Annotated in this window: 23 protein-coding genes and 1 tRNA gene; 10 read left to right on the forward strand and 14 right to left on the reverse strand. The window is 47.0% G+C overall.

The annotated features are described in order from the left end of the window. The first annotated feature begins 35 nt into the window (after positions 1-35). Together SHEWANA3_RS03845 and parC are read left to right on the forward strand one after the other, a co-directional pair. A complete protein-coding gene (locus SHEWANA3_RS03845; protein ID WP_011715891.1) occupies positions 36-1,211 on the forward strand; it encodes a PQQ-dependent sugar dehydrogenase in 1,176 nt (391 codons plus the stop codon). Next, positions 1,204-3,480, forward strand: a complete 2,277-nt coding sequence (parC, locus tag SHEWANA3_RS03850; RefSeq protein WP_011715892.1) for a DNA topoisomerase IV subunit A — start codon at positions 1,204-1,206, stop codon at positions 3,478-3,480. The genes SHEWANA3_RS03845 and parC overlap by 8 nt, the downstream gene beginning before the upstream one ends. 171 nt (positions 3,481-3,651) lie before the next feature. On the opposite strand, the gene SHEWANA3_RS03855 is transcribed toward parC, so the two are convergent. Together SHEWANA3_RS03855 and SHEWANA3_RS03860 are read right to left on the reverse strand one after the other, a co-directional pair. Beyond that, positions 3,652-4,731 (reverse strand): porin, encoded by a 1,080-nt coding sequence (locus tag SHEWANA3_RS03855; RefSeq protein ID WP_011715893.1) that lies wholly within the window; start codon positions 4,729-4,731, stop codon positions 3,652-3,654. A gap of 430 nt (positions 4,732-5,161) precedes the next feature. Continuing rightward, entirely contained in the window at positions 5,162-6,226 is a 1,065-nt protein-coding gene (locus SHEWANA3_RS03860; protein WP_011715894.1) for a porin, read from the reverse strand. A 416-nt stretch (positions 6,227-6,642) separates the two neighbouring features. Here SHEWANA3_RS03860 and tcdA point away from each other — a divergent pair, with 416 nt between their 5' ends. Then, entirely contained in the window at positions 6,643-7,476 is an 834-nt protein-coding gene (gene tcdA / locus SHEWANA3_RS03865; RefSeq protein WP_011715895.1) for a tRNA cyclic N6-threonylcarbamoyladenosine(37) synthase TcdA, read from the forward strand. A 142-nt stretch (positions 7,477-7,618) separates the two neighbouring features. On the opposite strand, the gene SHEWANA3_RS03870 is transcribed toward tcdA, so the two are convergent. After that, positions 7,619-9,250: an ATP-binding protein gene (locus tag SHEWANA3_RS03870; protein ID WP_011715896.1), complete on the reverse strand. Its 1,632-nt coding sequence runs from the start codon at positions 9,248-9,250 to the stop codon at positions 7,619-7,621. Between the two features lie 168 nt (positions 9,251-9,418). Here SHEWANA3_RS03870 and SHEWANA3_RS03875 point away from each other — a divergent pair, with 168 nt between their 5' ends. Further along, the gene (locus SHEWANA3_RS03875; RefSeq protein ID WP_011715897.1) at positions 9,419-10,030 is read left to right on the forward strand and encodes a superinfection exclusion B family protein; all 612 of its coding nucleotides are present in this window, start codon (positions 9,419-9,421) and stop codon (positions 10,028-10,030) included. A 120-nt stretch (positions 10,031-10,150) separates the two neighbouring features. Here the strand turns inward: SHEWANA3_RS03875 and SHEWANA3_RS03880 are convergent, their stop codons facing one another. Continuing rightward, positions 10,151-10,282 (reverse strand): DUF3149 domain-containing protein, encoded by a 132-nt coding sequence (locus SHEWANA3_RS03880; RefSeq protein WP_011715898.1) that lies wholly within the window; start codon positions 10,280-10,282, stop codon positions 10,151-10,153. Between the two features lie 299 nt (positions 10,283-10,581). Between SHEWANA3_RS03880 and SHEWANA3_RS03885 the strand changes: the two genes are divergently transcribed. Together SHEWANA3_RS03885 and SHEWANA3_RS03890 are read left to right on the forward strand one after the other, a co-directional pair. Next, on the forward strand, positions 10,582-12,171 hold the full coding sequence (locus tag SHEWANA3_RS03885; RefSeq protein WP_011715899.1) for a bacteriohemerythrin: 1,590 nt from the start codon (positions 10,582-10,584) through the stop codon (positions 12,169-12,171). A 152-nt stretch (positions 12,172-12,323) separates the two neighbouring features. Then, positions 12,324-12,410, forward strand: a tRNA-Leu gene (locus SHEWANA3_RS03890). Positions 12,411-12,551: 141 nt separating this feature from the next. On the opposite strand, the gene SHEWANA3_RS03895 is transcribed toward SHEWANA3_RS03890, so the two are convergent. The 4 genes from SHEWANA3_RS03895 to modA form a co-directional block, all read right to left on the reverse strand. Then, a complete protein-coding gene (locus SHEWANA3_RS03895) occupies positions 12,552-12,884 on the reverse strand; it encodes a YegP family protein (protein ID WP_011073636.1) in 333 nt (110 codons plus the stop codon). Between the two features lie 241 nt (positions 12,885-13,125). Continuing rightward, complete coding sequence (gene modC, locus SHEWANA3_RS03900) at positions 13,126-14,211, reverse strand: molybdenum ABC transporter ATP-binding protein ModC (RefSeq protein ID WP_011715900.1); 1,086 nt, start codon at positions 14,209-14,211, stop codon at positions 13,126-13,128. Continuing rightward, the gene (gene modB / locus SHEWANA3_RS03905) at positions 14,205-14,942 is read right to left on the reverse strand and encodes a molybdate ABC transporter permease subunit (RefSeq protein WP_011715901.1); all 738 of its coding nucleotides are present in this window, start codon (positions 14,940-14,942) and stop codon (positions 14,205-14,207) included. The genes modC and modB overlap by 7 nt, the downstream gene beginning before the upstream one ends. Further along, complete coding sequence (gene modA, locus SHEWANA3_RS03910; protein WP_011715902.1) at positions 14,942-15,727, reverse strand: molybdate ABC transporter substrate-binding protein; 786 nt, start codon at positions 15,725-15,727, stop codon at positions 14,942-14,944. Before modA ends, modB begins: the two co-directional genes overlap by 1 nt. A gap of 202 nt (positions 15,728-15,929) precedes the next feature. On the opposite strand from modA, the gene SHEWANA3_RS03915 reads away from it, so the two are divergent. Next, on the forward strand, positions 15,930-16,709 hold the full coding sequence (locus SHEWANA3_RS03915; RefSeq protein WP_011715903.1) for a TOBE domain-containing protein: 780 nt from the start codon (positions 15,930-15,932) through the stop codon (positions 16,707-16,709). 16 nt (positions 16,710-16,725) lie between these two features. Here SHEWANA3_RS03915 and queG read toward each other — a convergent pair whose 3' ends face one another. Continuing rightward, a complete protein-coding gene (gene queG / locus SHEWANA3_RS03920; RefSeq protein ID WP_011715904.1) occupies positions 16,726-17,907 on the reverse strand; it encodes a tRNA epoxyqueuosine(34) reductase QueG in 1,182 nt (393 codons plus the stop codon). Between the two features lie 163 nt (positions 17,908-18,070). Between queG and SHEWANA3_RS03925 the strand changes: the two genes are divergently transcribed. Next, positions 18,071-18,892, forward strand: a complete 822-nt coding sequence (locus tag SHEWANA3_RS03925; protein WP_041412548.1) for an ABC transporter substrate-binding protein — start codon at positions 18,071-18,073, stop codon at positions 18,890-18,892. Positions 18,893-18,895: 3 nt separating this feature from the next. On the opposite strand, the gene SHEWANA3_RS03930 is transcribed toward SHEWANA3_RS03925, so the two are convergent. Further along, positions 18,896-20,836, reverse strand: coding sequence for a tetratricopeptide repeat-containing diguanylate cyclase (locus SHEWANA3_RS03930; RefSeq protein WP_011715906.1), 1,941 nt, complete (start codon positions 20,834-20,836; stop codon positions 18,896-18,898). Between the two features lie 114 nt (positions 20,837-20,950). Here SHEWANA3_RS03930 and SHEWANA3_RS03935 point away from each other — a divergent pair, with 114 nt between their 5' ends. Then, positions 20,951-21,478 (forward strand): phosphatase PAP2 family protein, encoded by a 528-nt coding sequence (locus tag SHEWANA3_RS03935; RefSeq protein ID WP_011715907.1) that lies wholly within the window; start codon positions 20,951-20,953, stop codon positions 21,476-21,478. A gap of 24 nt (positions 21,479-21,502) precedes the next feature. Further along, a complete protein-coding gene (locus SHEWANA3_RS03940; RefSeq protein WP_011625248.1) occupies positions 21,503-21,937 on the forward strand; it encodes a DUF3069 domain-containing protein in 435 nt (144 codons plus the stop codon). Between the two features lie 66 nt (positions 21,938-22,003). On the opposite strand, the gene SHEWANA3_RS03945 is transcribed toward SHEWANA3_RS03940, so the two are convergent. The 4 genes from SHEWANA3_RS03945 to SHEWANA3_RS03960 form a co-directional block, all read right to left on the reverse strand. After that, positions 22,004-23,692, reverse strand: coding sequence for an NAD-dependent malic enzyme (locus tag SHEWANA3_RS03945; RefSeq protein WP_011715908.1), 1,689 nt, complete (start codon positions 23,690-23,692; stop codon positions 22,004-22,006). Between the two features lie 266 nt (positions 23,693-23,958). Next, entirely contained in the window at positions 23,959-24,423 is a 465-nt protein-coding gene (locus tag SHEWANA3_RS03950) for a DUF1456 family protein (RefSeq protein WP_041412549.1), read from the reverse strand. A gap of 150 nt (positions 24,424-24,573) precedes the next feature. Next, positions 24,574-25,830, reverse strand: coding sequence for an Nramp family divalent metal transporter (locus SHEWANA3_RS03955; RefSeq protein WP_244096597.1), 1,257 nt, complete (start codon positions 25,828-25,830; stop codon positions 24,574-24,576). A 113-nt stretch (positions 25,831-25,943) separates the two neighbouring features. After that, the gene (locus tag SHEWANA3_RS03960) at positions 25,944-26,486 is read right to left on the reverse strand and encodes a PH domain-containing protein (RefSeq protein WP_011715911.1); all 543 of its coding nucleotides are present in this window, start codon (positions 26,484-26,486) and stop codon (positions 25,944-25,946) included. Positions 26,487-26,499 lie beyond the last annotated feature (13 nt).

Below are 26,499 nucleotides of genomic sequence, written 5' to 3' on the forward strand. Positions count from 1 at the left end.
GATAACAATAAAACTTAGGCATAAAGAAAATTACCATGTTGTATATAAAAACTAATAATTATAAATATTTAAGGGTGTTCTCTGCCTTCGGGGCCCTACTGGCGAGTCTGGCGTTATTAACGAGCCAGGCGGCGATAGCGGGGTCTCAGTCGATCATGATTACCGTGTCGAAGGGATTTGGTTTATCCCTTTATGCCTCCGATCTCGGGGATGCAAAGCAGATAGCCATGGGCTCAAACGGCACACTCTTTGTGGGTTCCAATAAGAGTGGTATTGTGCATGCGCTCGTTGACAGCAATCAAGATGGCCGCGTCGATAAACGTTATGTGATTGCCAAAGGGCTGGAATCCCCCGATGCGATAGCCTTCCATAATGGCGATCTTTTTGTCGCGACTGAAAACCGTATCGTACGTTTTATTGATATTGAGCAGCGCCTACGCCGTCCGACTCGCCCGAAAGAGATCTACAGCGATCTGCCAGAATCTGATAAAAAAAGTGCCCGAGCGATGAATTTTGGCCCCGATGGCCGCTTGTATGTCTCCATCGGTGCACCGTGCAACGTGTGTGAGGCGAGTGCGCCCTACAGCAGCATAATTGCGATTAATGTCGATACTGGAGCAAGTGAGCAGATTGCCCTAGGCGTACGTGATGCGACTGGATTTGACTGGTCTCCCCAAGATGGCAAGTTATGGTTTGCCGACCAAGGTCGTGATTGGATGGGGGATAATTTACCGCCCGATGAAATCAACCGCGTCGATGTGATTGGCAGCCATTATGGTTTCCCGTATTTGCACGCTTCGTCCGTGGTCGAGCCTGCCTACGAAAAACCTAAGAATTTAAAAATTACCGTCCCGGTTTATGAACTGCCAGCCCATGTTGCACCGACTGGCCTCGCGTTTTACCGCGGTAAGCAATTCCCTGAGATCTACCATAATCAATTGTTTGTTGCTGAAAATGGTTCTTGGAACCGTTCAAGCAAAGTGGGTTATCAGATCGTCATGTTGAAACTCGAGAATGAGCAAGTTGTCAGCCGTGAAACCGTAGTGAGTTTTCTTGATGGCGAGTTTCCCGTTGCCCGTCCCTATGCCCTGTTATCGGGGGAAGATGGCGCAATGTACATCTCGGATGATTTGAAAGGTAACCTGTATCGGCTGTTCTATAAGGATGGCGATAATACTGAAGAACCACAGGAACTAGAAGAAAATGAGTGACGCGATCAAGTTAAGCTTAGATGGCGTAGAGCAGATGCCCCTGCGGCGCTTTACCGAAGAAGCTTATCTGAACTATTCCATGTACGTCATCATGGACCGAGCCTTGCCCCATATCGGTGACGGGCTTAAGCCGGTGCAGCGGCGGATTATTTATGCCATGAGTGAGCTCGGGTTATCAGCTCAGTCAAAACATAAAAAATCAGCCCGTACCGTCGGTGACGTATTAGGTAAGTACCATCCCCATGGCGACAGCGCGTGTTATGAGGCTATGGTACTGATGGCGCAGCCATTTTCTTACCGTTATCCGCTAGTCGATGGTCAAGGTAACTGGGGTGCGCCAGACGATCCTAAGTCCTTCGCCGCGATGCGTTATACCGAGGCGCGCCTGTCTAAGTTCTCCGAAGTATTATTGTCTGAGCTGGGACAAGGTACGGTCGAATGGGGCGCTAACTTCGATGGCACCTTGAAAGAACCTAAAGTGCTGCCCGCACGTTTGCCGCATATTTTACTCAATGGCATCACGGGTATCGCTGTCGGTATGGCGACGGATATTCCGCCCCATAACGCTAGAGAGTTAGTCAATGCCTGTGTGGCACTGCTTGACGATCCTAAACTCGAACTTGAGCAATTGATGGGCTATGTGCCTGGGCCTGATTATCCGACCGAGGCCGAGATCATCACGCCAGCGGCTGACATTGCCAAAGTCTATGAGACGGGCCGTGGCTCCATAAAAGCCCGCGCCGTGTATAGCGTCGATGCTGGTGAGATAGTGATCACCGCGCTGCCGCACCAAGCCAGTAGCGGCAAAATTTTAGAGCAAATCGCCGCCCAGATGCAGGCGAAAAAGTTGCCTATGGTGGCTGACTTACGTGATGAGTCTGACCACGAAAACCCTGTGCGACTAGTGGTGGTGCCGCGTTCAAATCGCGTCGATTGCGATCAACTGATGGCGCACTTGTTTGCGACCACAGATCTTGAGAAAAGCTTTAGGGTAAACCTGAACGTCTTGGGCCTAGATGGTCGTCCACGCGTCAAAGGATTAAAAGAGCTATTAACCGAATGGTTAGAGTTCCGTGTCGATACCGTAAGGCGTCGTCTCGAGTATCGCCTCGATAAAGTCTTAGCACGGTTACATATCCTCGAAGCCTTGATGATAGCCTTCCTCAATATCGATGAAGTGATTGAAATCATTCGTTTCCACGATGAGCCAAAGGCCGAGTTAATGGCGCGCTTTAACCTGACGGATAGGCAAGCCGAAGCCATCCTCGAGTTAAAGTTACGTCATTTAGCCAAGTTAGAAGAGTTTAAAATCAAGGCCGAGCAGGATGAGCTTGAGGCCGAGCGTGAGAAATTAGAACAGTTATTAAGCTCAGATCGCCGCTTAAAAACCTTGATCAAGAAAGAATTAATTCAAGATGGCGAAACCTATGGCGACGATCGCCGCTCACCGATTGTTGAGCGCCATGAATCCCGTGCCTTAACCGAGCAGGAGCTGACGCCGAGCGAGCCAGTGACTGTAGTGTTATCTGAAAAAGGCTGGGTGCGTTGCGCTAAGGGCCATGATATCGATGCCGAGTCTTTGTCCTATAAGGCGGGGGATCAATATCTATGCAGTGCGATGGGACGCAGTAATCAGGCGGCGGTATTTATTGATTCATCGGGACGCGCCTTTGCGACCGACAGTCACAGCCTGCCATCGGCGAGGAGCCAAGGCGAGCCCATCACCACGCGCTTTAATATGGCGCCGGGTGAAACCATGCAGCATGTGATTTTGGGTGAAGACGAGCAATGTTTCCTACTCGCCACCGATGCAGGTTACGGTTTTATCTGTACTTATAACGATATGGTGTCACGTAACAAGGCGGGTAAAGCCCTGTTAAGCTTACCGACGAATGCCAAGTCTTTGCCGCCGAGACCTATTGACCGCAATCGCGAGATGTCGATTCTAGCCATCACCAATGAAGGGCGTATGTTACTGTTTTCATTGGAAGCATTGCCACAGTTGTCTAAGGGTAAGGGTAACAAGATTATCGGTATTCCGAGTGAGCGCGCTAAGAATCGTGAAGAGTTGATGACCCACTTACAACTTGTGCCAGCAGACACTTCGGTCACCCTATGGGCAGGTAAGCGTAAACTCACCTTAAAACCGAGCGATTTAGAGCATTATCGGGGTGAACGTGGCCGCCGCGGCGCCAAGTTACCACGCGGGTTACAACGTGTTGATAGTGTTGAATTAGGCGAAGGTGCAGAGGTTTTACCTAGCATTTAACGCTCATTTGAGCTTGCGTAAAGTTAGTCGCAACAAGTTAATAAAAGCCACTCAAGTGTCACTTGAGTGGCTTTTTTATGACAATCACTCAGTACTTTGTACTAAATTTGAGGTATAAAAAAACCTACCGCAAGCGGTAGGTTTTTTCGCTAATATCTTTTAAGAAGGATATTAGAAGTCGTAACGTACACCTACAGAGAATACGTTGTCGTCTTGTAAGTCGATTTTAGCGCCAGTAGTGTCTTTATAGTCGCCTTTGTACATTGAGTACTGGCCATACACCATAGTTGATTTGGATAAACGGTAGTCAGCGCCAACGTTGATATTGTTTACGCTAATATCGTCAGCACCTGCTTTGCCTAACGTGCTGTAATATTTACCGAAACCAGCTTCATCGTAGCCGTATTCAGCTTTCAGGTTCACACCGTTCAGATCGTAAGATACGTTCACGAAGTAAGTGTTACCGTCGATAGCGCTATCAGTTACGCTTTCAGAGTTTTGGAATAAACCACCGAGTTTGAACTGACCTAATTTAGCCTGGGCTACACCACGGTATGCATCAACACCAGCGATACCTTTGTTGTAAGCAACAGCTACATAGTAGTTTTGCTCTTTGAACTTACTATCACCTAGAGTTGCACTCAGAGCGTATAAGCTTTCATTGGTATCTGGAGCAGGTTTTCCGTCTATTTTTTCATCGTTGTTATCATCGAACAGGTAGTTAGCATTTAATGTCACTAAACCACCGAGTTTAGGTGAGAAGTACCATACACCATCGGCACTACGAGTTTGAGCGCTAACTAAACGGTCGATATCCGCGTTGGTGTTACCGAAAATATCTACGCCGCCTTCAGCTTGCTTGAATACTGTGTCATTACGACCGACTAATACAGTACCTGCATTGGTTTTTAAACCTAAGTAAGTGTTACGAGCTTTGAACACGTCACCTGAGCCAGAAGTGCTTTCAACTTGGAATTCCATTTGATAAACAACGTCATAGCCATCAGCAATCTTCTCAGTACCTTTAACACCTAATAAAGAGAAGTTGTTTTCTAAATAGGTACCAGCGTTATTCTCATCGGCATAGTTTGAGTTTAAGCCGTTTGTGCCAGATTGTAGAGTTGCACCTGTTTCAGTATTAGTTACAGCAAGCTCTAAACGACCGTAGAAGCTTGGGCCTTCGGCTAGCGCACCGAATGAAGCCAGCGCTAATACTGATGCAACTGATGCAGAGATGAATGTCTTTTTCATGTTTTGTGCTCCCTCGAACCTAAGTTCTTTTCCATTTTTCATGGTTTTTGTGTGGTTTAACACATTTGTTACTGGAATCGGTAACAAAGTTGCCGCCGATTTTTACAGTTTTACGACTTGCAGGCTGTGTTGCAGATCATGTTTTTGGCTCTCCTTGTCCATATTCGGGGTTTTTTAGGATATTTCCTTATATCTCAACCGCAAATTGGAGTGAAAGTGGTAAAACAGTATTTTTCACTTACTACTAAAGAGGTAGGTAAAGCGCTGTGGCTTAAGTGAGTCGGCGAGGCTAACTGTAGCATATACTAATGTTGTCGCAAGTTTGTCATAAATGGGGTGGGAGAATGCTATTTAGTATGAGATACAATAAAAAAGCGGCCAAAGCCGCTTTTTTATCAAATATTATCTGTTTCGAATTAGAATAATACTATTAAAAATCAATACGTAAACCTACAGTAAACACGTTGTCGTCTAGGTCTTGTTTTGTACCTGCTAGCATAAGGTCGCCGTCGAAGCGAGTGTAGTGACCATAGACCATAGTCTTAGTGCTAAGTCGGTAATCTGCGCCTACTGTGAGCTGTTGAAGGTCGACATCACTCACTTGTTCGAGGTTACCGCTGTCTTGGCTGCCGACAAAACGGCTGACATATTTGCCTAAACCAGAGTCATCTTTGCCGTAAACCAGCTTGAGTTTCAAATTATCCATCAGATAAGCAGCATTTACAAAATAGGTCTCACCCGAGAGATTTGAGAATCTGTCGTCAATATGCTCGCTGTGCTGATAAATGGCACCAAAGAGGAAATCGCCAAATTTTGCTTGGGCAACACCACGGTAGGCTTCGATATTTTCGATGCCATCGTTATAGGCCGCCGCAACATAGTAATTATGGGTTTTAAAGGTCTTGTCGCCTAAAGTGGCGCTTAAGGCATACATTTGATCTTGGTTATAAACTTCGTTGCCTTGGCTATCGCGTTGATCGTAGTTGTCACTCATCAGATAGGTGGCGTTGAGGGTGATAAGATCGGCGATCTTAGGCGAATAATAGGAAATGCCATCGGCTGAGCGCGTTTGGCCTGCCAATAACAGGTCGATGTCGGCGTTGGTGTTGCCAAACAAATCAAAACCGCCTTCGGACGCTTTAAATACCGTATCGTTACGGCCCGCTAAAACGGTACCCGCAACGCTTCTCACCCCAAGGAAGGTATTACGTGCATTGAAGGTTTTATTCGAGTTATCAAAATTTTCTACGCCAAATTCCATTTGATAGATGATATCAAAGTAAGGGCTTACGCTTTCAGAGCCTTTGACACCCACCCAAGAAAAGTTGTTTTCGAGTACTGTGCCATCTTTCTGATTTTGAGTGGCGTAACCTTTTTCTGAGTCGGTGATACTCAGGTCGACATGGCCGTAAAATTCAGGGCCATCGGCCAGTGAGTTAAATGAGCAAAATGCGAGACTAGCGGCAATCGCTGTAGTGAGCAGATTCTTTTTCATCTTCATTTTCCTGTACTTATATCATTATTTTATGCAGCAAGAGTTATCTCTTTTTACTGCGGAGTGTGGAGCTTTGGTGCTGCGCAGTGTGACAGGCAAACGAATTAAAAATGTGATCTTGATCACTTGATGTTGAAATGGCTCTGTTTTTAACACTATGTTTTACAAGGTTAAAACGAAATTTTAATCCGAGTTTACCTAATATATGAGCCTATGATTCAGGAAAGTGCCAATCACTACATTTGCCGCACTTTTGTATCTGAGTGCAACTTGGCACACCTAGGTCGAGATAGATTTCGGTTTTTGGCCCAAATCGTATAAAATCCACGGCGCATTTTTATTGCGTTACGCTGCTGTAGATTGTCTTTTACATCCTCTAAGGTGGCCATTGTTAGTTAGATATAAGGTAAGTATTGATGACTGAAGCCTATCAGAATCGCTTTAGTGGCATTGGCCGCTTGTACGGGCAAAAGGCGCTCGCTAAATTTGCCGCCTCCCATGTGGTGGTGATTGGCATTGGCGGCGTTGGCACATGGGCGGCTGAGGCGTTGGCGCGCAGTGGTATTGGCCAAATCACCTTGATTGATTTGGATGATATCTGTGTAACGAACACCAACCGTCAAATTCATGCTCTGTCATCGACAATTGGTGAGTCTAAAGTGGCTGTGATGGCGCAGCGGATCCGTTCGATCAACCCCGATTGTCAAGTCAATGAAGTGGAAGACTTTATTACAGTCGATAACCTTGGTGAGTATTTGCTTGGGGCCAAGGCGGGTGGCAATATTGATTATGTAGTGGATTGTATTGATGCGGTTAAGCAAAAGGCGGCGCTGATTGCTTGGTGTAAACGTCAAAAAATTAAGATAGTGACCGTTGGCGGCGCGGGCGGCCAAACCGATCCAACACAGATCCAGCTTACCGATCTGGCTAAAACCTACCAAGATCCTTTATTGGCCAAAGTGCGTAATATTTTGCGCCGCGAATATAACTTTTCCAAAAATGTGCAGCGCCGTTTTGCCGTCGATGCAGTGTTTTCCAGTGAGCAATTAGTTTATCCCCAAGCCGATGGTTCTGTGTGTAGTAGCAAAGCGACGGCCGATGGTTCTATGCGCATGGATTGTGCTTCTGGCTTTGGCGCCGTCACTATGGTGACTGGGACTTTTGGTTTTGTGGCGGCTAGCCGGGTACTTGCTAGGCTCGCCCAAATTGCAAATGAACCCGTTGCAAATGAACCAGCTGCGAGTGAATAAGCGGTAATCGATAAGATAAAGTCTCAAGGTTAAAAACTAAATCCACAGCCAATGCTGTGGATTTTTGTTTAGTGGCACCAGAGTTTGCTTTATTCGCCTTCCACAGGCTCCACTTGCCATCAAACTCGTATTAAACACTCCATCAAATCGTAAAGTCATGGTGTGTGGTGAGTTTGGGCGAATCGCATTGGGTGAGGGGAATGCGGATATTAAATTGTGCGCCGCCCAGTTGTGAGTCTGCTTGATAGTTCATGGTGCCCTTTAGCAGCGTGGCGGCATTGAAGGCGGCGGATAAGCCTAAGCCTGTGCCTCCTTTACTCCTGCTGGTGGTAAAGAAGGGCTCAAACATATGCTCTGCCACCTCGGGTGGAATGGCAATCCCATTGTTTTCAATGCTGATATTCACGTAGTCTTGCTCTAGCTTGGCCGTAATTTGGATCAGATTATCTTCTCTATCCTGAAAGGCATGGGTGAAGGCATTAGAGAGAATATTACTGACGATTTGATTGAGCAGGCTGACATTGGTCTGAATGTTGAGCGCAGAATTAACCTGTAGCTGAGTTTGGGCTTTCACCTTGGGATACATAATTAAGGTCGATTCTAAAATCTCCTTAAGCTGACGTTGCAGATTGATGCATTGATGTTCTTCGTGGCTACGGTCGATGGCGATCGTTTTAAATTTTTGGATCAGGCTACTGGCCTTACTGATATTACGAACTATCAACTCACAGCTTTCTTGGTACTCATCTAAAATGGCGTTGATTTCATCTAGGGTGGCATGCTCGCTATGTATAAGCTCGATAAGCTCTTCGATATGGCTCAGTTGGGTACTGGCCGCCGTCAAACAAATGCCGATCGGTGTATTGATCTCATGGGCCACTCCCGAGACTAAACCACCCAATGCCGCCATTTTTTCCTGCTCGACCAATACTTGCTGCGCCCGTTTCAGCGCAGTTAATGATTGCTCTAATTCCTGTGTTCTTTCTTTGACTTGCCTTGCGAGTTCTTCCTTATAACTGCGCTCGAGCGTCAGTAAGCGTTCTCTATCCTCTAAGGCGGTTTGCAATTCGGTTTTAGAGCGTTTTAAGGCTTCAAATGAGCCGCGCAGTTGCGATTGCATATTGTTGATGGCATCGGCAACTTGGGTAAATTCATCGACTTTTTGCTTGCGATCGAAGGCTAATGGCTCGACATCGGTATCGAGATCGATGCGTTTGCAGTAATTACTGAGTTTGTCTAAGTGTTTAGTGATGTTGTACCAGACTAAAAACAGAATAAATCCAGCAACTAAGAAGGTTTTTATCGCATTAGAGAGCAAGATCAGAATGGCTTTATCGTAGAGGCGTTGGTAAATGGCATCCATATCCACTTGAACCTCTAAAGTGCCGACATTAATGCTGTCAGTTGGCGACTTATACACCAAAGGAAATACTTTATTGAGAGTATGGGTTGGCTTCTCATTGCCGGCGTTCCACGATTGGCCGCTATCATCTTTTATCGAAATATAATTAATATCAGGTAGTTGGATTAAACCATTCAACTGGGTATTAATCAGTCTTTCATCGATAACCCAAATGCTGGCGGCGAGTACATCGAGGTTGGCTTTTTCAATATTGGAGAATACGCGATCAATACGAGTCACATCGCCGCGATAGTCGTTAATCAACTGATAGGCCGTTGTCACTAAGGTGATGAGGGAGCTAAAGAGGATAATAGACAAGGTGAGATGCCTGCCTATCGGGCTTTTAATAAATTGGCTAAAGAAAGTCGGCATCTTAAATTATCTATAGCTAATAGCGAGTTGGATGCTTATAAGCATAGACTCAAGCATCCAGATTGTGCATTTTATCCCCATGAAATATCCCGCAATTTTGACAGATACACTGGCATCAAACTTGCTTGATGCCGTCTAAGTTCAATTTTTTGTCGCTGGGATAAGACTATGATTAAATTCAAACTGGATTCAGTGAAATTGTTTAGCCCTAAAAAGATGATGTTTCGAGTCATGCTGTGGCTAATGGTAAGCTGCGCTGTGTTATTGGCGATCCCATCCAATGTGCTTGCCATGTTGGCGTTGGATAAGTTTGTCCCTGAGCATGCCCATTTTGTTGGCCTAGGGCTGATAGTCTCCATTGCTTATTTTTTAACGCAGCTATTGAACCTTGGCTTAGATGAGTCGATTCGTCACTTGAGTGATAAACGAATGATCGAAACTATTGAGGCTAAGGTCAATCTGATGGATCGTGCCGAGCGCGCTTTATTACGGGAGTTCTTTTTACAGGGCGCCACCATTTTGACATTGCCGCAAAATGAACCCGCAGTAAAAAGCTTACTCAATGCCTGCATCCTCGAATGTTTAGGTAATGAGCGCCATTATGCAATCCAAGGTCCTACGGCGGATTATAAAATTTCGATGAAGGCACGCATGTATCTGAATCGTGGCGTGCTGCGTTTACCCGCAGGAGAGCCGAGCCAGGAAGAAATGCAGCATTTGATTAAAGCGCGCCCGCAGTTTTTAAATGGGGTAGTGCAAAGCCGTAAACACGCCGCTTAATGCAGGATGCAGGTTGTGTGCTAAAGCAGAAATCACAGGCACAAAAAATGGGGGTTAGATTAACCCCCATAACAACGTGCAATTTTTACAATGAACAGAATAACAATTTGGAAGCAAAAACTACGATTGTTGCGCGGACTTCACAATGAACATCCAAGTGATATAAGAAATTATCCCTATAGTGCTAAAGATAACGATCATTGAGAGTAAACCAATTGGGTTACCGAACATTAAATCTAACCAAAATGCCATGATTGAAATCCTCTTTCCTGTGAAGTCCCCTCTACACTAGCGTCCTTAATGTTTCTAAATACTGATCCTGATCAATAAAAATCCGACATCTTAAAACAAAGTTGTAACTACAAGTTAACTGTGTGATGTGGTTCAAATTTAGGCTTGAATGAAATAGCACTTATCTCTATTGTCTTGGCTTTGTTTCTTGTCTCGTTAAGAACTAGTCTTAAGAGTATCAGTCACGAAATGATATTGAGATCTGAACTTTACCTAACGAGTTGTTGATTGAGTCGACTGCATTTTGGAAGGAGCCAAAAATGGCCAATGTTACAGCTAAGAATGGCACCATGGGCTACGGTATTATCTTTGCGCCTATGGTCTTACTCTTATATCCCCTCTATTGTTTAGTCACTAGTGCGCATTGGGTGGCGACGCTCTGTTTAATTGCTCTTGCCGTGATTCTTTTTTTAAACATTAACAAATTGAGCCGTAACTTAAGGCACTTAGAACGCGCAGCCCATCACTTAGGCGATGGGGATTTAAGTTATCAGCTCGATGAGAAAGATGCGGGTGTGTTTATCACGGTCGTCCACAGTATCAACCGCATGGGCGAGGATGTTAGTCGCACGATTCTCTCCCTCGTCGATACCAGCGAGTGGATGAAGAAAGTCGCGACCGATATCAAAGCGATCAGCGAGCAGGCAAAACAGGGCGTGCTCGAGCAGGAGCGTCAAACCGAACTGGCAGCAACGGCCATGACACAGATGGTCTCCACCGTACAAGAAGTGTCACAAAATGCCGCCAGTACGGCGCGAGCGGCCGATATTGCCCAAGGTTCGGCGAAACATGGTGATGAGCTAATTGGCACTATCGTAAATAAAATCAACGATATGAAATCGCAAATTCACCAAACTAAAGGCGTTATTGAGCATCTTGCCGACGATACTAATAGCATCAGCAGTATTATTGAAACCATCTCCCAAGTGGCGGAGCAAACAAATCTATTGGCGCTCAATGCGGCGATTGAGAGTGCGCGTGCCGGTGAGCATGGTCGCGGTTTTGCGGTGGTTGCCGATGAAGTGCGTAACTTAGCTAAACGCACCTCAGAGGCTACCGCGGAAATTCAACTGCAGATTACAACCTTGCAAAAGGGCGCGCAGCAGAGCGTGGAAGTGATGCTTAAGAATGTCACCATCGCCGACGAAACTGCCCTGATGGTGGAACAAGCTCATCAAGCCCTCGGGGATATAGTGACTCAGGTTGAAAGCATTACCGATATGTCCCACCAAATCGCTACGGCATCCGAAGAGCAACATGCGGTTGCCGAAGAAATTAACAAAAATATCAGTGTGATGGCTGATCTTGCATTAAAAAATGCGCGCCATACCAACCACACCAACTTATCCAGCCTTAAGGTGTATAACATGTCGCAGGAAATTGGCTCCCTGCTGCATCGATTCCATGTGGATGCCAAGTTGTTTAATTCAAGCCAAGCACAAAGCAAACAGTTTGTGAAATGGGGGCCTGAGCTTGATATCGGCATGCCAGAGATTAACCGTCAGCACCAACGCTTAGTTTCATTAATCAATGAATTACACCGGACGTTAAGTGAGGCATACGGACTCGAAGCGATTAAGCGCATCGTCCAAGGGCTGGTGGATTACACCGCGAACCATTTCTCCTATGAAGAAGAATTGTTTGCCCGTTTTGGCTATCCTCAAACCGTGGCCCATAAGGAAAAGCATGCCCAGTTGGTTGGTCAAGTGCTTGATTTTCAAAAGCGGGTAGCGAGAGGTGAAGATGTGGCCGATGAACTTATGGCATTTTTAAAAGCCTGGCTCGTCAATCATATTCAAAAGAGTGATAAGGAATATACCCAATTTTTACTCGCCCATGGGGCCGAATAACTGGCCTTGGTTTATCAGAGTTGGATTTTTGAGCGGTTAAAACTAATTTGCCACCCAGCCTTTGAAAAGGGCTTGCCATTGTCAAAGGCAAAGGTATAATTCCCAGCACTTAGAGCCAGCTAGTTGTTTTTGTTAGCTCTAATTTTGATAATGCCAGAGTGGTGAAATCGGTAGACACAGTGGATTCAAAATCCACCGCCCTTAAAAGCGTGACGGTTCGAGTCCGTCCTCTGGTACCATCCCTTACAAAGGGACTAAACCGACCTAGAGTCGGTTTTTTTGTATCTAAAATCCAGCATTGTTAGATACTTACCGCTTTAAACCCCGCTTTTTATTGGTACGTTTATTTCCTTAAATATCACCACTCTGCACATACCGATCTAGGTTAGATCTTTAATCGTCGTGGTTTTCCCATTCTCCATCACCGACTTGATCCCGTTGTCTCTCGCTGCGGTACTCGAATACATTTGGCTGGTGCCAATGATCTGATGGTTCGCGGCTTTTAGGTTGAAGTACGGCTTATCGTTTTTTGCCACTTCTTTGGCATATCGGGCTTCGATAGGGGAGTTGGTTTGAACGGATTCGATACCATTCATGGCACCACTCTTACCCGTGTAGAGTTCGCTGGTGAGGATGACTTCTCCGTTACCAGCCTTAAGCACAAACTTAAATTGATCGTTACTACTTTTGCTTAATTCATACCATCCTGACATGGAATTGCTCCTTCTTCTTTAAGGCATTGCATAGCGCAAGCGAGGAAACCATTTCCTGCTCGAGCCCCAGTGTAGTCGATATTCACAGATTTGATATGACAGCTTTCATACTTCAAATGCATGGAAAATGCTCATTTATTTAAGCTGGTATATGAAGATTTACCTTATCTCTCTGTTTTTCAAATAGAGTGGTTTGTTCATTGACCGATATTCAACAAGCCTATAGTTTTGATTATTTGCGTCAGTGGGATTCGGCAATATCCATCTGCGTCATAGTCACGCCTTTGATTTGGGCATAAATATTTTTGCCGGGTGTCAGTTGTAACTCGTCACAAGCCCATGGGGTGATGTTGGCCCACAGTTCGTCTTTACCTAGGGCAATTTTAAGCTGAATTTGCTCGCCATTATCGCTGGGGTAGAGCTCTTTTATTTTTCCTTTGAGTAAGTTACGAATACTCGAGCCTTTAGGTTCCTCAGTGCAAACCGAAACATGGTTCGCTTGAATGCGCACCTTTAACTGTTTATGGGTGGGTGGCAGTTGGCCGCTGACCCAGAGCTGATTGCCATCATCCATCAACAGTCTTGTCATTGGATAATCGGGATGTCTGTCGGCGATTCTGGCGCTCAGCAGTGAACTTAATTCCTGCAATGGCACCCAGGGGCGCATTTGTTCGCTATTCCATACCTGTGTTAGCGGTCCTTGGGCGATCATTTTTCCTTGATGCAACACCAGCATATGGTCGGCGAGTTGCAGGATTTCGTCCAAGCTGTGGCTGACATAGACGATCGGTAGCTTCAATTCCTGCGCTAGGGTTTGTAGGTAAGGCAGTAATTCGCGTTTTCGGGGTAAATCGAGGGAGGCTAAGGGCTCATCCATTAACAACATTTGCGGCGAGGTGAGCAGGGCGCGGCCAATGGCGACCCGTTGTTTTTCACCGCCAGAGAGTGTGCTGGGATAGCGGCTTAAGAGTTTTTCTATGCCCAGTAGTGAGACTACTTTGTCGAATAATTCAGGTGCTTTATGGCGCATCCCATAGGTGAGATTGCCTTTCACACTGTAGTGGGGAAATAACCTCGCTTCTTGAAAGACATAGCCAATCCGACGTTTTTCAGGGGGCAGATTAACGGTTTTATGTTTAAACAACAGCGTATCGCCAAGGCTAATTTCGCCTTTGTCTGGCGTGGTTAATCCGCCGAGTAAATTCACTAAAGAGGTTTTGCCCGCTCCCGAGCGGCCAAATACGGCGGTGACGCCCTGTAACGGTAACTGGGTGTTCACCTTGAGTTGCAGTTGGCCGAGTTGTTTTTCAATATTGATGTTTAACATACACTTGCCGTTCTTTTGAGGGCCTTTTTTGTGAGCCATTGGGAGGCGAGCAAAGAAGCCAGTGCTATCACTATCGAGATGATACACAGGCGCATCGCCTGATATTCCGCCCCCGGTGTTTCGATAAAGGAATACATGGCTAGCGGAATGGTTCGAGTTTCGCCGGGAATATTAGAGACGAAGGTGATGGTTGAGCCAAATTCCCCAAGGCTGCGGGCAAAGGCGATGATCATTCCCGAGACTATGCCGGGCGAGGTGAGCGGCAGGGTGATGGTTAGGAATACCCGCCAGCGACTGCTTCCCAAGGTGCGCGCCGCCTGTTCGAGGCGAATATCGACGGTTTCGAAGGATTGGCGTATGGCTCTGACCATCAAAGGAAAGGAGACCACTGCTGCGGCGAGTGCCGCGCCGCGCCAGCTAAAGCTAAAACTAACGCCAAACCAGTTATAGAGCCACTGCCCGATTACGCCCTGGCGCCCCATGCTGATGAGCAGTAGGTAACCCACCACAACGGGCGGTAACACCAATGGGAGATGCAGCAGACTGTCGAAGATAGCCTTACCGGGAAACTCAACGCGTGCCAACAACCAAGCGCATAAAATGCCTAAGGGTAAACTGGCCAGCACGGCAACCGCTGAGACTTTGAGACTCAGCAGCAGCGCGGCGGTTTCGTACTCGCTGAGTAGTGGCCCGTCAAACAGCGAGCCACTTACTAAAACATCACTCAGCACTAGTTCACTCCAAAGCCATATTTTTCAAATACTGCTGTGGCACTTGGGCCTTGAAGGTATTGATTAAAGTCTTTAGCGCTGGCGGTGGATTCCAGCTTCGTTAAGGCGCTGGGATATTCAATCGGGCTATAGCTAGTGGCGGGGAAGGTTGCCACAATTTTAATCTTTTGCGCTACTTTGGCATCGGTCGAGTAAACGATACCGAGCGGGGCTTCGCCCTGTTCCACTAATGCTAGAGCAGCGCGGACATTATTTGCTCTCGCCAGCAGTGGCTCGGCGGTTTTCCAAAGATTCAGGTTTTCAAGCGCTTGCTTGGCGTATTGTCCAGCTGGGACATGGTCAGGATCGCCCACCGCTAAACGGCTGCCATTGACCGCGGCCTTAATATCCCAATCGCTGTTTAGGGTGACTTGGTCTACTGGGCTATTCTTTTCGGCAATCAGCACTAAGGTATTTTTTAACAGGGTGATACGGCTATCGGCATTCACCGCCTTGGCATCGACGAGGTAATCCATCCATTTTTGGTTGGCGGAGATAAACAGATCGGCAGGCGCACCATTGGCAATTTGTTTTGCGAGTGTTGAGGAGGAGGCATAGGAGAAAATCACTTTCGTTTGATGTTCTTTCTCATATTGCTGGCCAATCTCATTCAGCGCGTTCGTGAGGGATGCGGCAGCAAAAACAGTCACTTGCTCTTTGTCTGCTGCAAAGGTGACGCTGCAACTGAGGGTTAAGCCAACGACTGAGGCTGTGGTAAAGCGTAAAAAGTGTTTGAGCGAGCTCATGGTGTTCCTCCGTGATAAAAAGTAATCGTTATATACCAATCTATATATCGGTCGTTCAAGCCCCGATGTGTAAATTAGTGATCTCTGCTCGATTTATCTGCCAAAACAGCAATGCCTTGGTGGATATTTCCGACTGTGCGTATTGGTATCTCAAGATTGATCGGGGACAATAACATTCACTTAAGTTTAGGCGCGCAGGAACATGGACTTACACGCACTACTGACACTGTCATTGGGGGACAAACCCTTTGCCAATCCTCGGCGGATAGCTTTACTTCGCCAAGTGGCCAATACTGGCTCTATCAGCCAAGGCGCGAAGTTGGCGGGGATTAGCTATAAGGCCGCGTGGGATGCGATAAACGAGATGAATACCACTATGCCCGAGCCTGTCGTCAGCAGCGAAAAGGGCGGTAAGGGCGGTGGTGGCGCTAAACTCACCGAGTTTGGTGAGCGCTTGCTTAAGGTGTATTCCATCACCTCGCAGGTGCAGGAAATGGCGCTGTCAGCGTTGCTGGATGATTCGGTCGATATGCACAGTTTGTTAGATGTGATGGCGCATTTCTCCCTTAAAACCAGCGCCCGCAACCAGTTAACGGGACGTATCCATAGCATTGAACCGCTCGGCTTGAATGACAGCCTGAAGGTGACGTTGGCGGGGGGGCAGCAGATCCAAATCTCAGTGACCCATGCGAGTTACCAGCGTCTGCAGTTAGCGCTTAATCAATCGATTCTATTGTTGTTTAAGGCGCCAGCCGTGACGGCCAGTCGTGATGCCTGCCTGAGCGTGGGGCAAAATTGCGTCAGTGGGCACTTACTGAGTGTGACAGAACTGGCCGATAAGGCTGAATTAGCCATAGAAATTGGCGGTAAAGATATTATCTATTCGGTGATGCCATTGGCCGATATTCAAACGCTCAAAGTAGGCGAGCCTTGTTTTGCCTGTTTTGATGCCACACAAGTGATTGTTGCCAGTATGAATTAAAGCTTAAGCTAAGATGCTAGGCATCCCGTGGTAGGCCTTTTTGAATCACCCGAACCAGTCGCTCCGTTTTACGGTTATTGGCTGGTGAGCTTCCTGAGTGTTGCTGTGCTAGGGCCCAATCGATATGTTCTTTCACCATATCATCGACATCCACTAGGGCTTTACGTTGCTCGAGGGAGGCGATGATTTGCGGCGAACTCGGCGCATTGCCTAGGGCTACGGCAATATTGCGTAGCCAGCGCTGATGACCAATACGGCGAATGGCGCTGCCTTCGGTCTGTTTGAGAAACTCGGCTTCGCTCCAGGCAAACAAGGTAAGCAGTTCTGGCTGCTTGAGCTTAGGCCGAATGTGGAAATCAGTCTCCTTAGTCAGCGGTGCCTCGCGATTGACCGGGCACACCAACTGACAATCATCACAACCGTAAATGCGATTGCCCATCAAAGGGCGAAACTCCTCTGGAATAGCGCCCTGTAACTCGATTGTCAGATAAGAAATACAGCGCCGAGCATCCACGGTATAAGGCTCGACGATAGCGCCTGTTGGGCAGGAGGTGATGCAGGCCACGCAGGTGTTGCAGTCTTCCTGGATAGGAATGTCTACGGGTAAAGGCAGGTTGATCAGTAATTCCCCGAGGAAGAACCAACTGCCCGCATCGTGATTAAGGATAAGTGAGTGCTTACCTGTCCAGCCTATGCCAGCTTTTTCGGCGAGTGGACGTTCGAGCACAGGGGCAGAATCGACAAAGGGTCTAAAGTCGGCAGCATCGAACCCGAGAGAGACAAGCTCGCTACTAATTTGATCCCCCAGTTTTTTTAAGCGAGCACGGATGAGTTTGTGGTAATCCCTACCGCCCGCATAACGCGAGATATAGCCCATATTCGGCGAGGCTAAGTTAGTGGCAAAACCTGCCTCTGGCGGTAGATAATCCATCCGTGCTGAAATCACTCGAACTGTGCCTGGGTGCAATTCGTGGGGGCGAGCGCGCATCATGCCATGGGTCGCCATGTAGCCCATTTCCCCGTGATATCCTTTATCCAGCCAAGCCTGTAATTTGAGCTCTTCCGCAGTTAAGTCGGTGTCGCAGACCCCTATTTGGGCAAAACCGAGCGCCTTTCCCCAAGTCTTGATTTGCAGAGCAAGGCGGCCAAGGGTGGCTGCGTCGGGAATATTGGCGGGAGAGGTCACTGTGGTCGACATGGAAACGGCATTGGGCTTAATAGGATGGCGCTATGATAGCAGTTTTAAGCCGCAGCGGACGAGTTTAGTGTTTGGGGGATTTTAGCCAAACAGCAATTGTTACTTTCTTCGGTGTGTAAATTAGATCTATGATGAGTAGTAACTTTCCCCTTCGGTCTTGTCTATGTTGCTGACCCTTTGCAAACACGGTTATCGCCTATTATTGTGCGTAAGCTTAGGCTATGCAGGCATTAGCTTAGCTGCAACAGATGTGGCAACAGAAGCTGCAACCAAGACGGTGCGGTTAGTGACAGAGGCTTGGCCACCGATGAGCTTTGAGCAAGATGGCGTGCCAACCGGCTTTGGTGTTGAACTTGTTAATCAATTGCAGACGCGTGTTGGGCAGCAGGAAAAAATTGAAGTTTTACCTTGGGCGCGGGCTTACTCTATTGCTCATTCGTCGCCGAACGTGTTGTTGTTTGCCACTTCTATCAGCGATGAACGGGAAAGCCATTTCGATTTTATCGGCCCCATTGCCACCAGTAAAATTACTCTTTATGCCAGAGCTGATGATCCCATTAGCATCAATCAGTTATCCGAAGTTAATAACGCTGGGATCGTAGGCGTGTATCGTGAGTCGGTTGGCGCGCAATTACTGCAACAGCAAGGTATCGATGGCCTCTTAGTGGCGAGTTTTCCGCAACAATCGGCTAAACAGTTGTTGTTTTCTCGGGTGCGGTTTTGGTGCCAGGCCGATTTGGCGGTCAAGCATATATTGCAAGATATTGGCGCGAAGGAGCCGGATATCAAACCCGTTTATGTGCTCTCCGAAATCCATCTTTATTTGGCATTCTCAAAAGGAACGTCTTCCGACACGGTACAACGATGGCAAGCTGAGTTAGAAAAGCTTAAAGAATCAGGAGATTTTGCACGGCTCTATCAAAAATGGTTTGGCGCCTTACCGCCACCTCTTCAACATCAAATCTTTTGGCATCGCAATACCTAAAAGTTAGCTCGTGGCTTTTGCGACTTTGACGCAGTTTTTACCAGCATTTTTAGCGTCGTAAAGGGCGTTGTCCGCACGCTTAAGCAAACGCGCAAAGCTGTCATCTTGTTTGCCTAATTCGGTATTTAAAGTTGCCACCCCTGCACTTACAGTTAGCTTTAACTCTACGGGTAAATTAATGGCGCCATAACGGGTGATTAAGGTTTGCAGCTCATGGGCGAGTTCCCACACGCGTTCGGCGTTGGTATTGGGTAATAAAATTAAAAACTCTTCGCCACCGATACGGCCAATCAAGTTGCGGTCAGCAGTTAATGCCTGGCTGGCTTGGGCTATGGTTAATAGTGCTTGGTCGCCAATTTCATGGCCGAAATTATCGTTAATCTTTTTAAAATGATCCGCATCGAAGATGATTACCGATAACGGGGTTTGTTGCTTTAACGCCTGTTGAAAATATTGTTCCGCCTTGGCATAGATGTATCGACGATTGGGCAATTGGGTCAGATAGTCGGTTAGGGCTATGGTCTGTAGGTGACGATTGCGGTGCACTTGTTTGTAGGCAAAGAGTGACACTATGGCCAAAATGCAGCCCGTGAGTAGTAGGATGATAAGTTGCAGCGACTTATTTTTCTCGAGCAGTGCTAACTCTTGTTCCTTTAATTTTTGGTTATCGAGTAAGCGTTTGTTTTCTGACTCAATCCAACTGGTATCAAATTTTACTTTTAACTCAGTGGTTTGGTGCGCAAACGAATTGTCTTCCACCTTTCGAGTCAAGGCGACAAACTGCTGTAAAGTTTGATAGGCCGACGGCAAATCATTCATCGCCGCATAGACTTCGCTCTTGAGTTGCAACAGCTGAACTAAGCCGCGATCATTCTGCATGGCGCGAAACGCATTTTCAGCGTCGGCGAGTTCGCTTAACGCCTCTTGATAGCGACCTTGTTGATAACGAATTTTGCCCATAAACAACTTCATAAAGCTGTAGGCTGCGGGTTCGTTCGCCGTGATCTCTAACTCGGCTTCTTTTAGATATTTTTCGGCCTCATCTAAACGATTTAGTTGGATCAAGCTGTAGGCGATGTTAGTGGCGTTGACCGCGGCGGCATTGTTGAGTCGATGCTTTTTAAAGTACTGATAGCTAAAACGAAAGTTTTCAATGGCCTGTTCGTGCTCGCCCATTTCATCTAAGGCAATCCCTATATCGGAGGTGACATTAGCGACTTGCTCCTCGTTCCCTTTCTTTAGATATAACTCTTTGAGTTTGTTGTAATACTTGATTGCACTCTCGGGATCACCATAGCGCCTAAAGCTGGTGGCAATGTCGGTTAGATTGATGTTTGCCCAGCCAGTTAAATTTAAGGATTCGTACAGCCCTTGTGCGGTGACTAAATCGTCTAAGGCGGCGGAAAAGTCACCAATATAGGAGTAGAGTGCGCCACGTAAGCTGCGGGCATCGGCGATAAGCTTGATATCTTCATGTTCGTATGCAGTTTTAATGCTGCGAGAATACCCTTCCATAGCGCCATTAATATCTCCACTTAATTGTAGAAACCAGGAGTGGCATAGGGTTAGATCGGTGGCAAAATGGACTGAGGCTGTGGTGGGAATGCTATTCAGCGCTTCTTGTGCTTTGTCTCGGGCGAGAAGGATTTCAGCTTCTGTCTCGGCTGGTTGATTCCAGCATTTGAGCATTTTTAACTTTTCGATGTGTTCTACATCATCACTGGCAATCAGTTTATCCAGTAGCGCGATATTTTGCTCTACCGACTCGCGAGCCATAACCTCACCACTTTCAAATAATTTGAATATTTGATCGATCTGTGGCTTTTCTTCTGCAACGGCAAGGCTTAGCGGCACTAACAGCAGCATCAGAAACAGAGATAAATTACGCTGAGTGTGTGGCAAGGGAAAGGTTTCCTGTTCGCACTGAAACAGATAGCTAATCATTATCTTAGCATAAACTTTTTACGTCTTGTTTACATGTAAAGTTTGCAATTTTTGCATTCATTCCACTATCAAGGTATAAACGTCGCCTTGGATCTCACCCAATAAGGAAACCCTTTGAAAAAATTACTCTGTGCCGTCCTGTTGCTGTTTACGGGAGCGAGTTGGGCAAACTCGGATGATATCGAAACCTCGGGCGATGTGGTTCATCTACTCCTGCCAGCGACGGCTTTGGGCGCGACCCTATTCTATGAAGAGGGGAATGAAGGCTCGTGGCAATTACTTAAAGCAGCAGTCTCGAGCAGGGTCATAGTCGAAGGGCTCAAACTGGGTGTCAGTAAGGATAGACCCGATGGCAGTGGTGATGATTCTTTTCCGTCAGGGCACACCTCGGACAGCTTTATGGCGGCCACGTTTATTCAGCAGCGTTATGGCTGGCAATATGGTCTGCCTGCCTATCTTGCCGCAACTTATGTGGGCTACACCCGAGTCGAGAGTGATAAGCACTATTTAGAAGATGTGCTCGCAGGCGCAGCCATTGGCGCACTGGCGGGTTGGTATTTTACTGAGCCCTATAAAGGGATCACAGTGACACCTTTGGCCCATAATGGGGTCTATGGTTTATATATTAGTGGCCAATTTTGAGCCGCTTAGGATAAGAGAGTTATTATGGCTGAAGTATCAGTTGAGTATCGTGAAACCGCCGAGCGGATTTCCCACAATGTTGCCAATAAAGTGCTACCTATGGCAAAAATGCCAGAGAGTCTGTTAGCGGCTTACCAAGGTTTATGTGCCGAGTTGTTACTCGATCGCGAAGACAAATTTGCCACGGCTTGGGAAGCATTACCCGCCAGTGCGCGCAATTTAATGCCGCAGGCTGAGTTCCATGGTTTTTATATTGCCAATGCGTGGTTGCAACTTAGCCGTGTCGCCCAGGAGATTTCTGAGCAGGCCGATACCGATGAGGCCATCAATGAGAATGAGTACAACGGTATTTTCGGTCGCTTAGCCGATGAGTCACTGAAAGAGTGCGTGCGGAAATTAAAGAAAGCGCGTACTGACCGTTCTATGCTCAACAGCTTTAAACAGGTGATGGCGCCTTAAGCTGTGAGTTTGACCCAATAAAAAGCCCGTCGATTGACGGGCTTTTTATTGGAATAATGTCTGATATTAGAAAGACGTACGCTTATAACGGCGATACTCTGGCTTCCAGAAATTATCTTCGATAGATTGCATCAGCAGCTCATCACTTGCAGGTAAGGATAGGCCTTGTTCAATCGCCACTTTACCGACGGCAAACGCAATATGCTTACTTACTGAGTGAATATCTTCCAGTTTTGGCAGGAGTGGTCCTGAGCCATTAATGGCTAACGGTGAGCATTCGGCGAGCGCGCGGCTCGATGCCATTAACATCGCATCGGAGACATGGCGAGCACCCGAGGCGAGTACCCCTAAACCAATACCAGGGAAGATAAAGCTGTTGTTACATTGCGCGATTTCATAGGTTTCGCCATCGACAACAACAGGTTCAAACGGGCTACCCGTTGCCACTAAGGCTTGGCCAGACGTCCAGTGCAGAATGTCTTTTGGCGTCGCTTCAACACGGCTGGTGGGGTTTGACAGTGGGAAGATAATTGGGCGTTCGCAGTGGCTATGCATTGCACGAACAATTTCTTCGGTAAACAGACCTGGTGCGCCCGATACGCCAATCAGTACCGTTGGTTTAGCGTTATTGACCACATCGAGCAGTGAAATATTGTCGCTGAAGTTATTCCAGTTGCAGATATCGGCACATTTTTGAGCCAATTTTTGTTGGAATGGCAACAGGTTAGGCATGTTGTCAAGCAGCAGGCCCCAACGGTCAACCATGCAGACTTGGCTGCGGGCTTGCTCATCGCTGATCCCTTCAGACACCATTTGCGCAACGATGGCTTCGGCAATACCGCAGCCTGCGCTACCGGCACCTAAGAAGGCGATACGTTGTTTGTTGAGCTCAGTGCCCGCGGCTTTACAGGCGGCGAGTAACGAGCCCACAGTCACGGCGGCGGTACCTTGAATGTCATCGTTAAAGCAGCAGTAGCGATCCTTATAACGCTCAAGGATTGGCATCGCATTCTTTTGGGCAAAGTCTTCGAATTGGATCAGTGTATCTGGCCAACGTACATGCACGGCTTGCATAAAGGCTTCGATAAACTCGGCATACTCCTCGCCGCCAATACGCGGATGGCGCCAACCCATGTACATAGGATCTTCCAGCAACTGTGGATTATCGGTACCTACGTCTAAGGTAATTGGCAGTGTGTATGCGGGGCTGATCCCACCACAGCTGGTGTAGAGTGACAATTTACCAATCGGGATCCCCATGCCGCCAATACCTTGGTCGCCTAAGCCTAAGATGCGCTCACCGTCGGTCACAACGATGATTTTTACTTTTTGGCGAGTCGAGTTATTGAGGATGTCGTCGATTCTGTCCTTATTCGGGTAAGAGATGAACAGACCACGGTTACGGCGATAGTTTTTCGAGAAGCGCTCACAGGCCAAACCTACCGTCGGGGTGTAGATAATTGGCATCATTTCGCTGATGTGGTTTTGCACTAAACGATAAAACAGGGTTTCGTTGGTGTCTTGAATGTTGCGCAGATAGATGTGCTTATCGAGATCGTTATTGAAACTTCTGAACTGATCGTAGGCGCGTGAAGCCTGTTCTTCAATAGTTTCAATGGCGTAGGGTACTAAGCCTTCGAGGTTAAAGAAAATACGCTCTTCTTCCGAAAATGCACTGCCCTTGTTAATTAAGGGAGCTTCAAGAATGGCAGGTCCTGCAAACGGAAGATAGAGGGGGCGTTTATTATCGTCCATGGGTAACCTTTGAGTTATTGTTTAATGGTTCGGTACGTGCTTGAGACGTGCTGTAAGTCACGTAAGGTTATCATGAAATGTGATCTTTGTTGCCTGTGTCGTGCGCTATTTGTGGCTTTTTTTGCAGCAGGCGACAATCTGGCCGTTTAAAACATGCTTCTGTTAATTGGTTGTAAATGCTTTTGCCGAGTAAATGGCTGTTTAAGGTGCTATTAAAACAAAAAACGCAGCCTAGGCTGCGTTTCTGGAATAAAGCTGTTTAGGGATTAAACACCGCGATATTTTAGTGATAAGCCACGGATAAAGTTACGCAGGATCTGGTCGCCACAGGCTTTGAAGTTTTTATGATCTGGGTTGCGAAACAGTGCGCTTAACTCAGACTTAGACATTTGCACTTCGGCGAGCGCTAAGGTGGCCATAATATCTTCTTCACGCATTTCGAGGGCAACACGTAACTTTTTGAAGATTAGGTTATTGTTTAATTTTGATACTGGCTTTGGGATTTCAGCCCCTTCACGTAGACCGCGTTTTTCGATGATAAGACCATCTAAAAACTGACATAGGGTCGTGTCGTTACAGGCCTTATAGCCTTCTTCCTCTTCTTTGCGCAGCAGACTAATCATCTCTTCGGTTGGCACTTCTCTTCCAACTTTGGCAAAGATCTTAATCATTTTGGCATTGTTGAAATCAAACACGAAGCGCAAACGGCGCAAAATATCATTGTTAATCATGGTCATCTCTAGGCGCGGCTGCGCTGTCTGGTTTAAGAGCAGACATTATATACTCAAAGTAACAGAAAAGCAGGAAAGTCTAGTATGGATGAGCAAGTGGCACAGTAGAGCATGAGCCCTCGCTGAGGGCTCATGCTTAAATGAGTAAAACTACACGTTAACGGCTAGATACCAGTAAATAAAAAGCACTGCAAAAATAAGCAAATAGCTTAATCCTATCCAAGAGAGGCCTTTCATTTTTATGCCATAACGATGAGCCTCTGGCAGTTGGGTGCTAGTCATTAAGCGATAGTTGAGCCATGCAAAAACTACTGTAGTCATAAAAGCTAAAATCATCACAAACTCCAGCAGTGGCAGCAGGGCGCCCTTGAAAAACAGGATGAGCAATAATCCTAATGCGCTTACGCTGAGCATGATGCCCGTTAGGCGTTTGTCCGATTGGGTTTCGCTGACTGCTGCGCGTGAGAGCAGTTGCCAGCCCATGTTCAAGGTTCGGCTATAGCCATCGATGACAGTCACAGTGGTGCTGAAAATACATAAAAACGCCACTATGCCTATCAAATAGCGGCTTTCACCCCCCATGACTTGGCTATATAAGTTGATTAATTGGTTCGCAAATTTGGCACCAGAGTCGGAAAAGTGCTCACCACTGCCATGCATCACCAGCGCACCTAAGGCCAAAAAGACCACGGCTAACAGAGCAGTGACTAGATAGCCTAAGTTGAAGTCTAAGATAGCTTGGGCGGGAGTAACGGGTGATGTCTTTTGTTTTTCCAATAACCACAACGAATTCCATGCGCTGACTTCAATAGGTGCAGGCATCCAGCCCATCATGGCGACCAAGAATCCCACATGGGCCCACTGCCAAGGTGAGGGGGAGACAAACTGGCTTTCTAGCGGTTTTACATGATCCAATGCCAAGGCGACGGCGGTTAAGGTCGTGAGTGTCAGGGCGAACATGATGATTTTCGTCAGCCTATCCAACAATGAATAGTGCCCTAAAATCAATAACAACAACGAACTTATCAGCACCAGTAACGCCAAAATATCTATGGGTAATGGAATAAACTGCGTGAGCATTGCGGCGGTTAACATGCAAACCCCAGCGGTGCTTGCAATAGAGGCTATTACATTGAGGCCCGTGAATAACCACAGATAACCTCGGCCCTGCTTAAGATATCCATGCAGTAAACTTTCGCCCGTTGCAGCGGTGTAACGTGCCCCTGCGGCAAAGAAGGGGTATTTCAGCAAGTTTACTCCCAAAATCACCCAGGCGAGTTGCCAGCCAAATTCTGCGCCAGCGCGAGTGGATGACACTAAATGTGAAGCCCCAATCGCGGCGGCGGCCATTAATACACCGGGTCCCATGGCTTTTATGCTGAGGGCCAGTTGGGCTGTCCAATTCATGGGGAGAGGTTTTACTTGAGAAGTCGCCATAATACGCTGGGTGTTTCCTTATCCGTTGGAAATGGTTTGCTCGATACTGAGCTATCTAAGTCGTTAAGTCGCGATGTTAACTGTTAAGAATTGTATTTTGAGGCGAGTAGGGCTTCGATGCGCTTTAAGCTTGCCGTCATTTCTATTAGTTGGGTCAACAGGGCGTTATCCTCTGTGGGAGCGCTCGTCTCGCTGGTGGTATGTGCCTCACTTAAGCGTTCTTTTTGCTCCAAAATCTGCGCCCTAAAATCAGGGGCGTTGACTATGCCAACCAGACTAATTAAGGCGCCAGCGCCCGATTGTCCCGCAGTTTCTACTGTGAGTTTATGTAATCCCATCATGCGCATAATCGGCCCCTGAATGAGGGCGATATCGGTAATTTTATCTAAGGGAACCGTATTTTCTGTGCGAGTTAACATGCCTCTGCGCACGATCAGCTTTTTGCTGGTTAAGCGTGCGCTCATATTGCTGATGTAGCGGCGAGTCCCCCATAACCCAATAGGAAACCAAAGTAATAACAAGGGAATACCAACAATACTTAAGGTGAAGTAAGCGGCCCCTGAGAGTAACCAGTACAAACCTAAATTATCTTCAAATTGGGCTTCATGAATTGTTTGTTCTTGCATGTTCTTCCTCAAT

It is taken from the genome of Shewanella sp. ANA-3, from assembly GCF_000203935.1.
GTDB lineage: Bacteria > Pseudomonadota > Gammaproteobacteria > Enterobacterales > Shewanellaceae > Shewanella.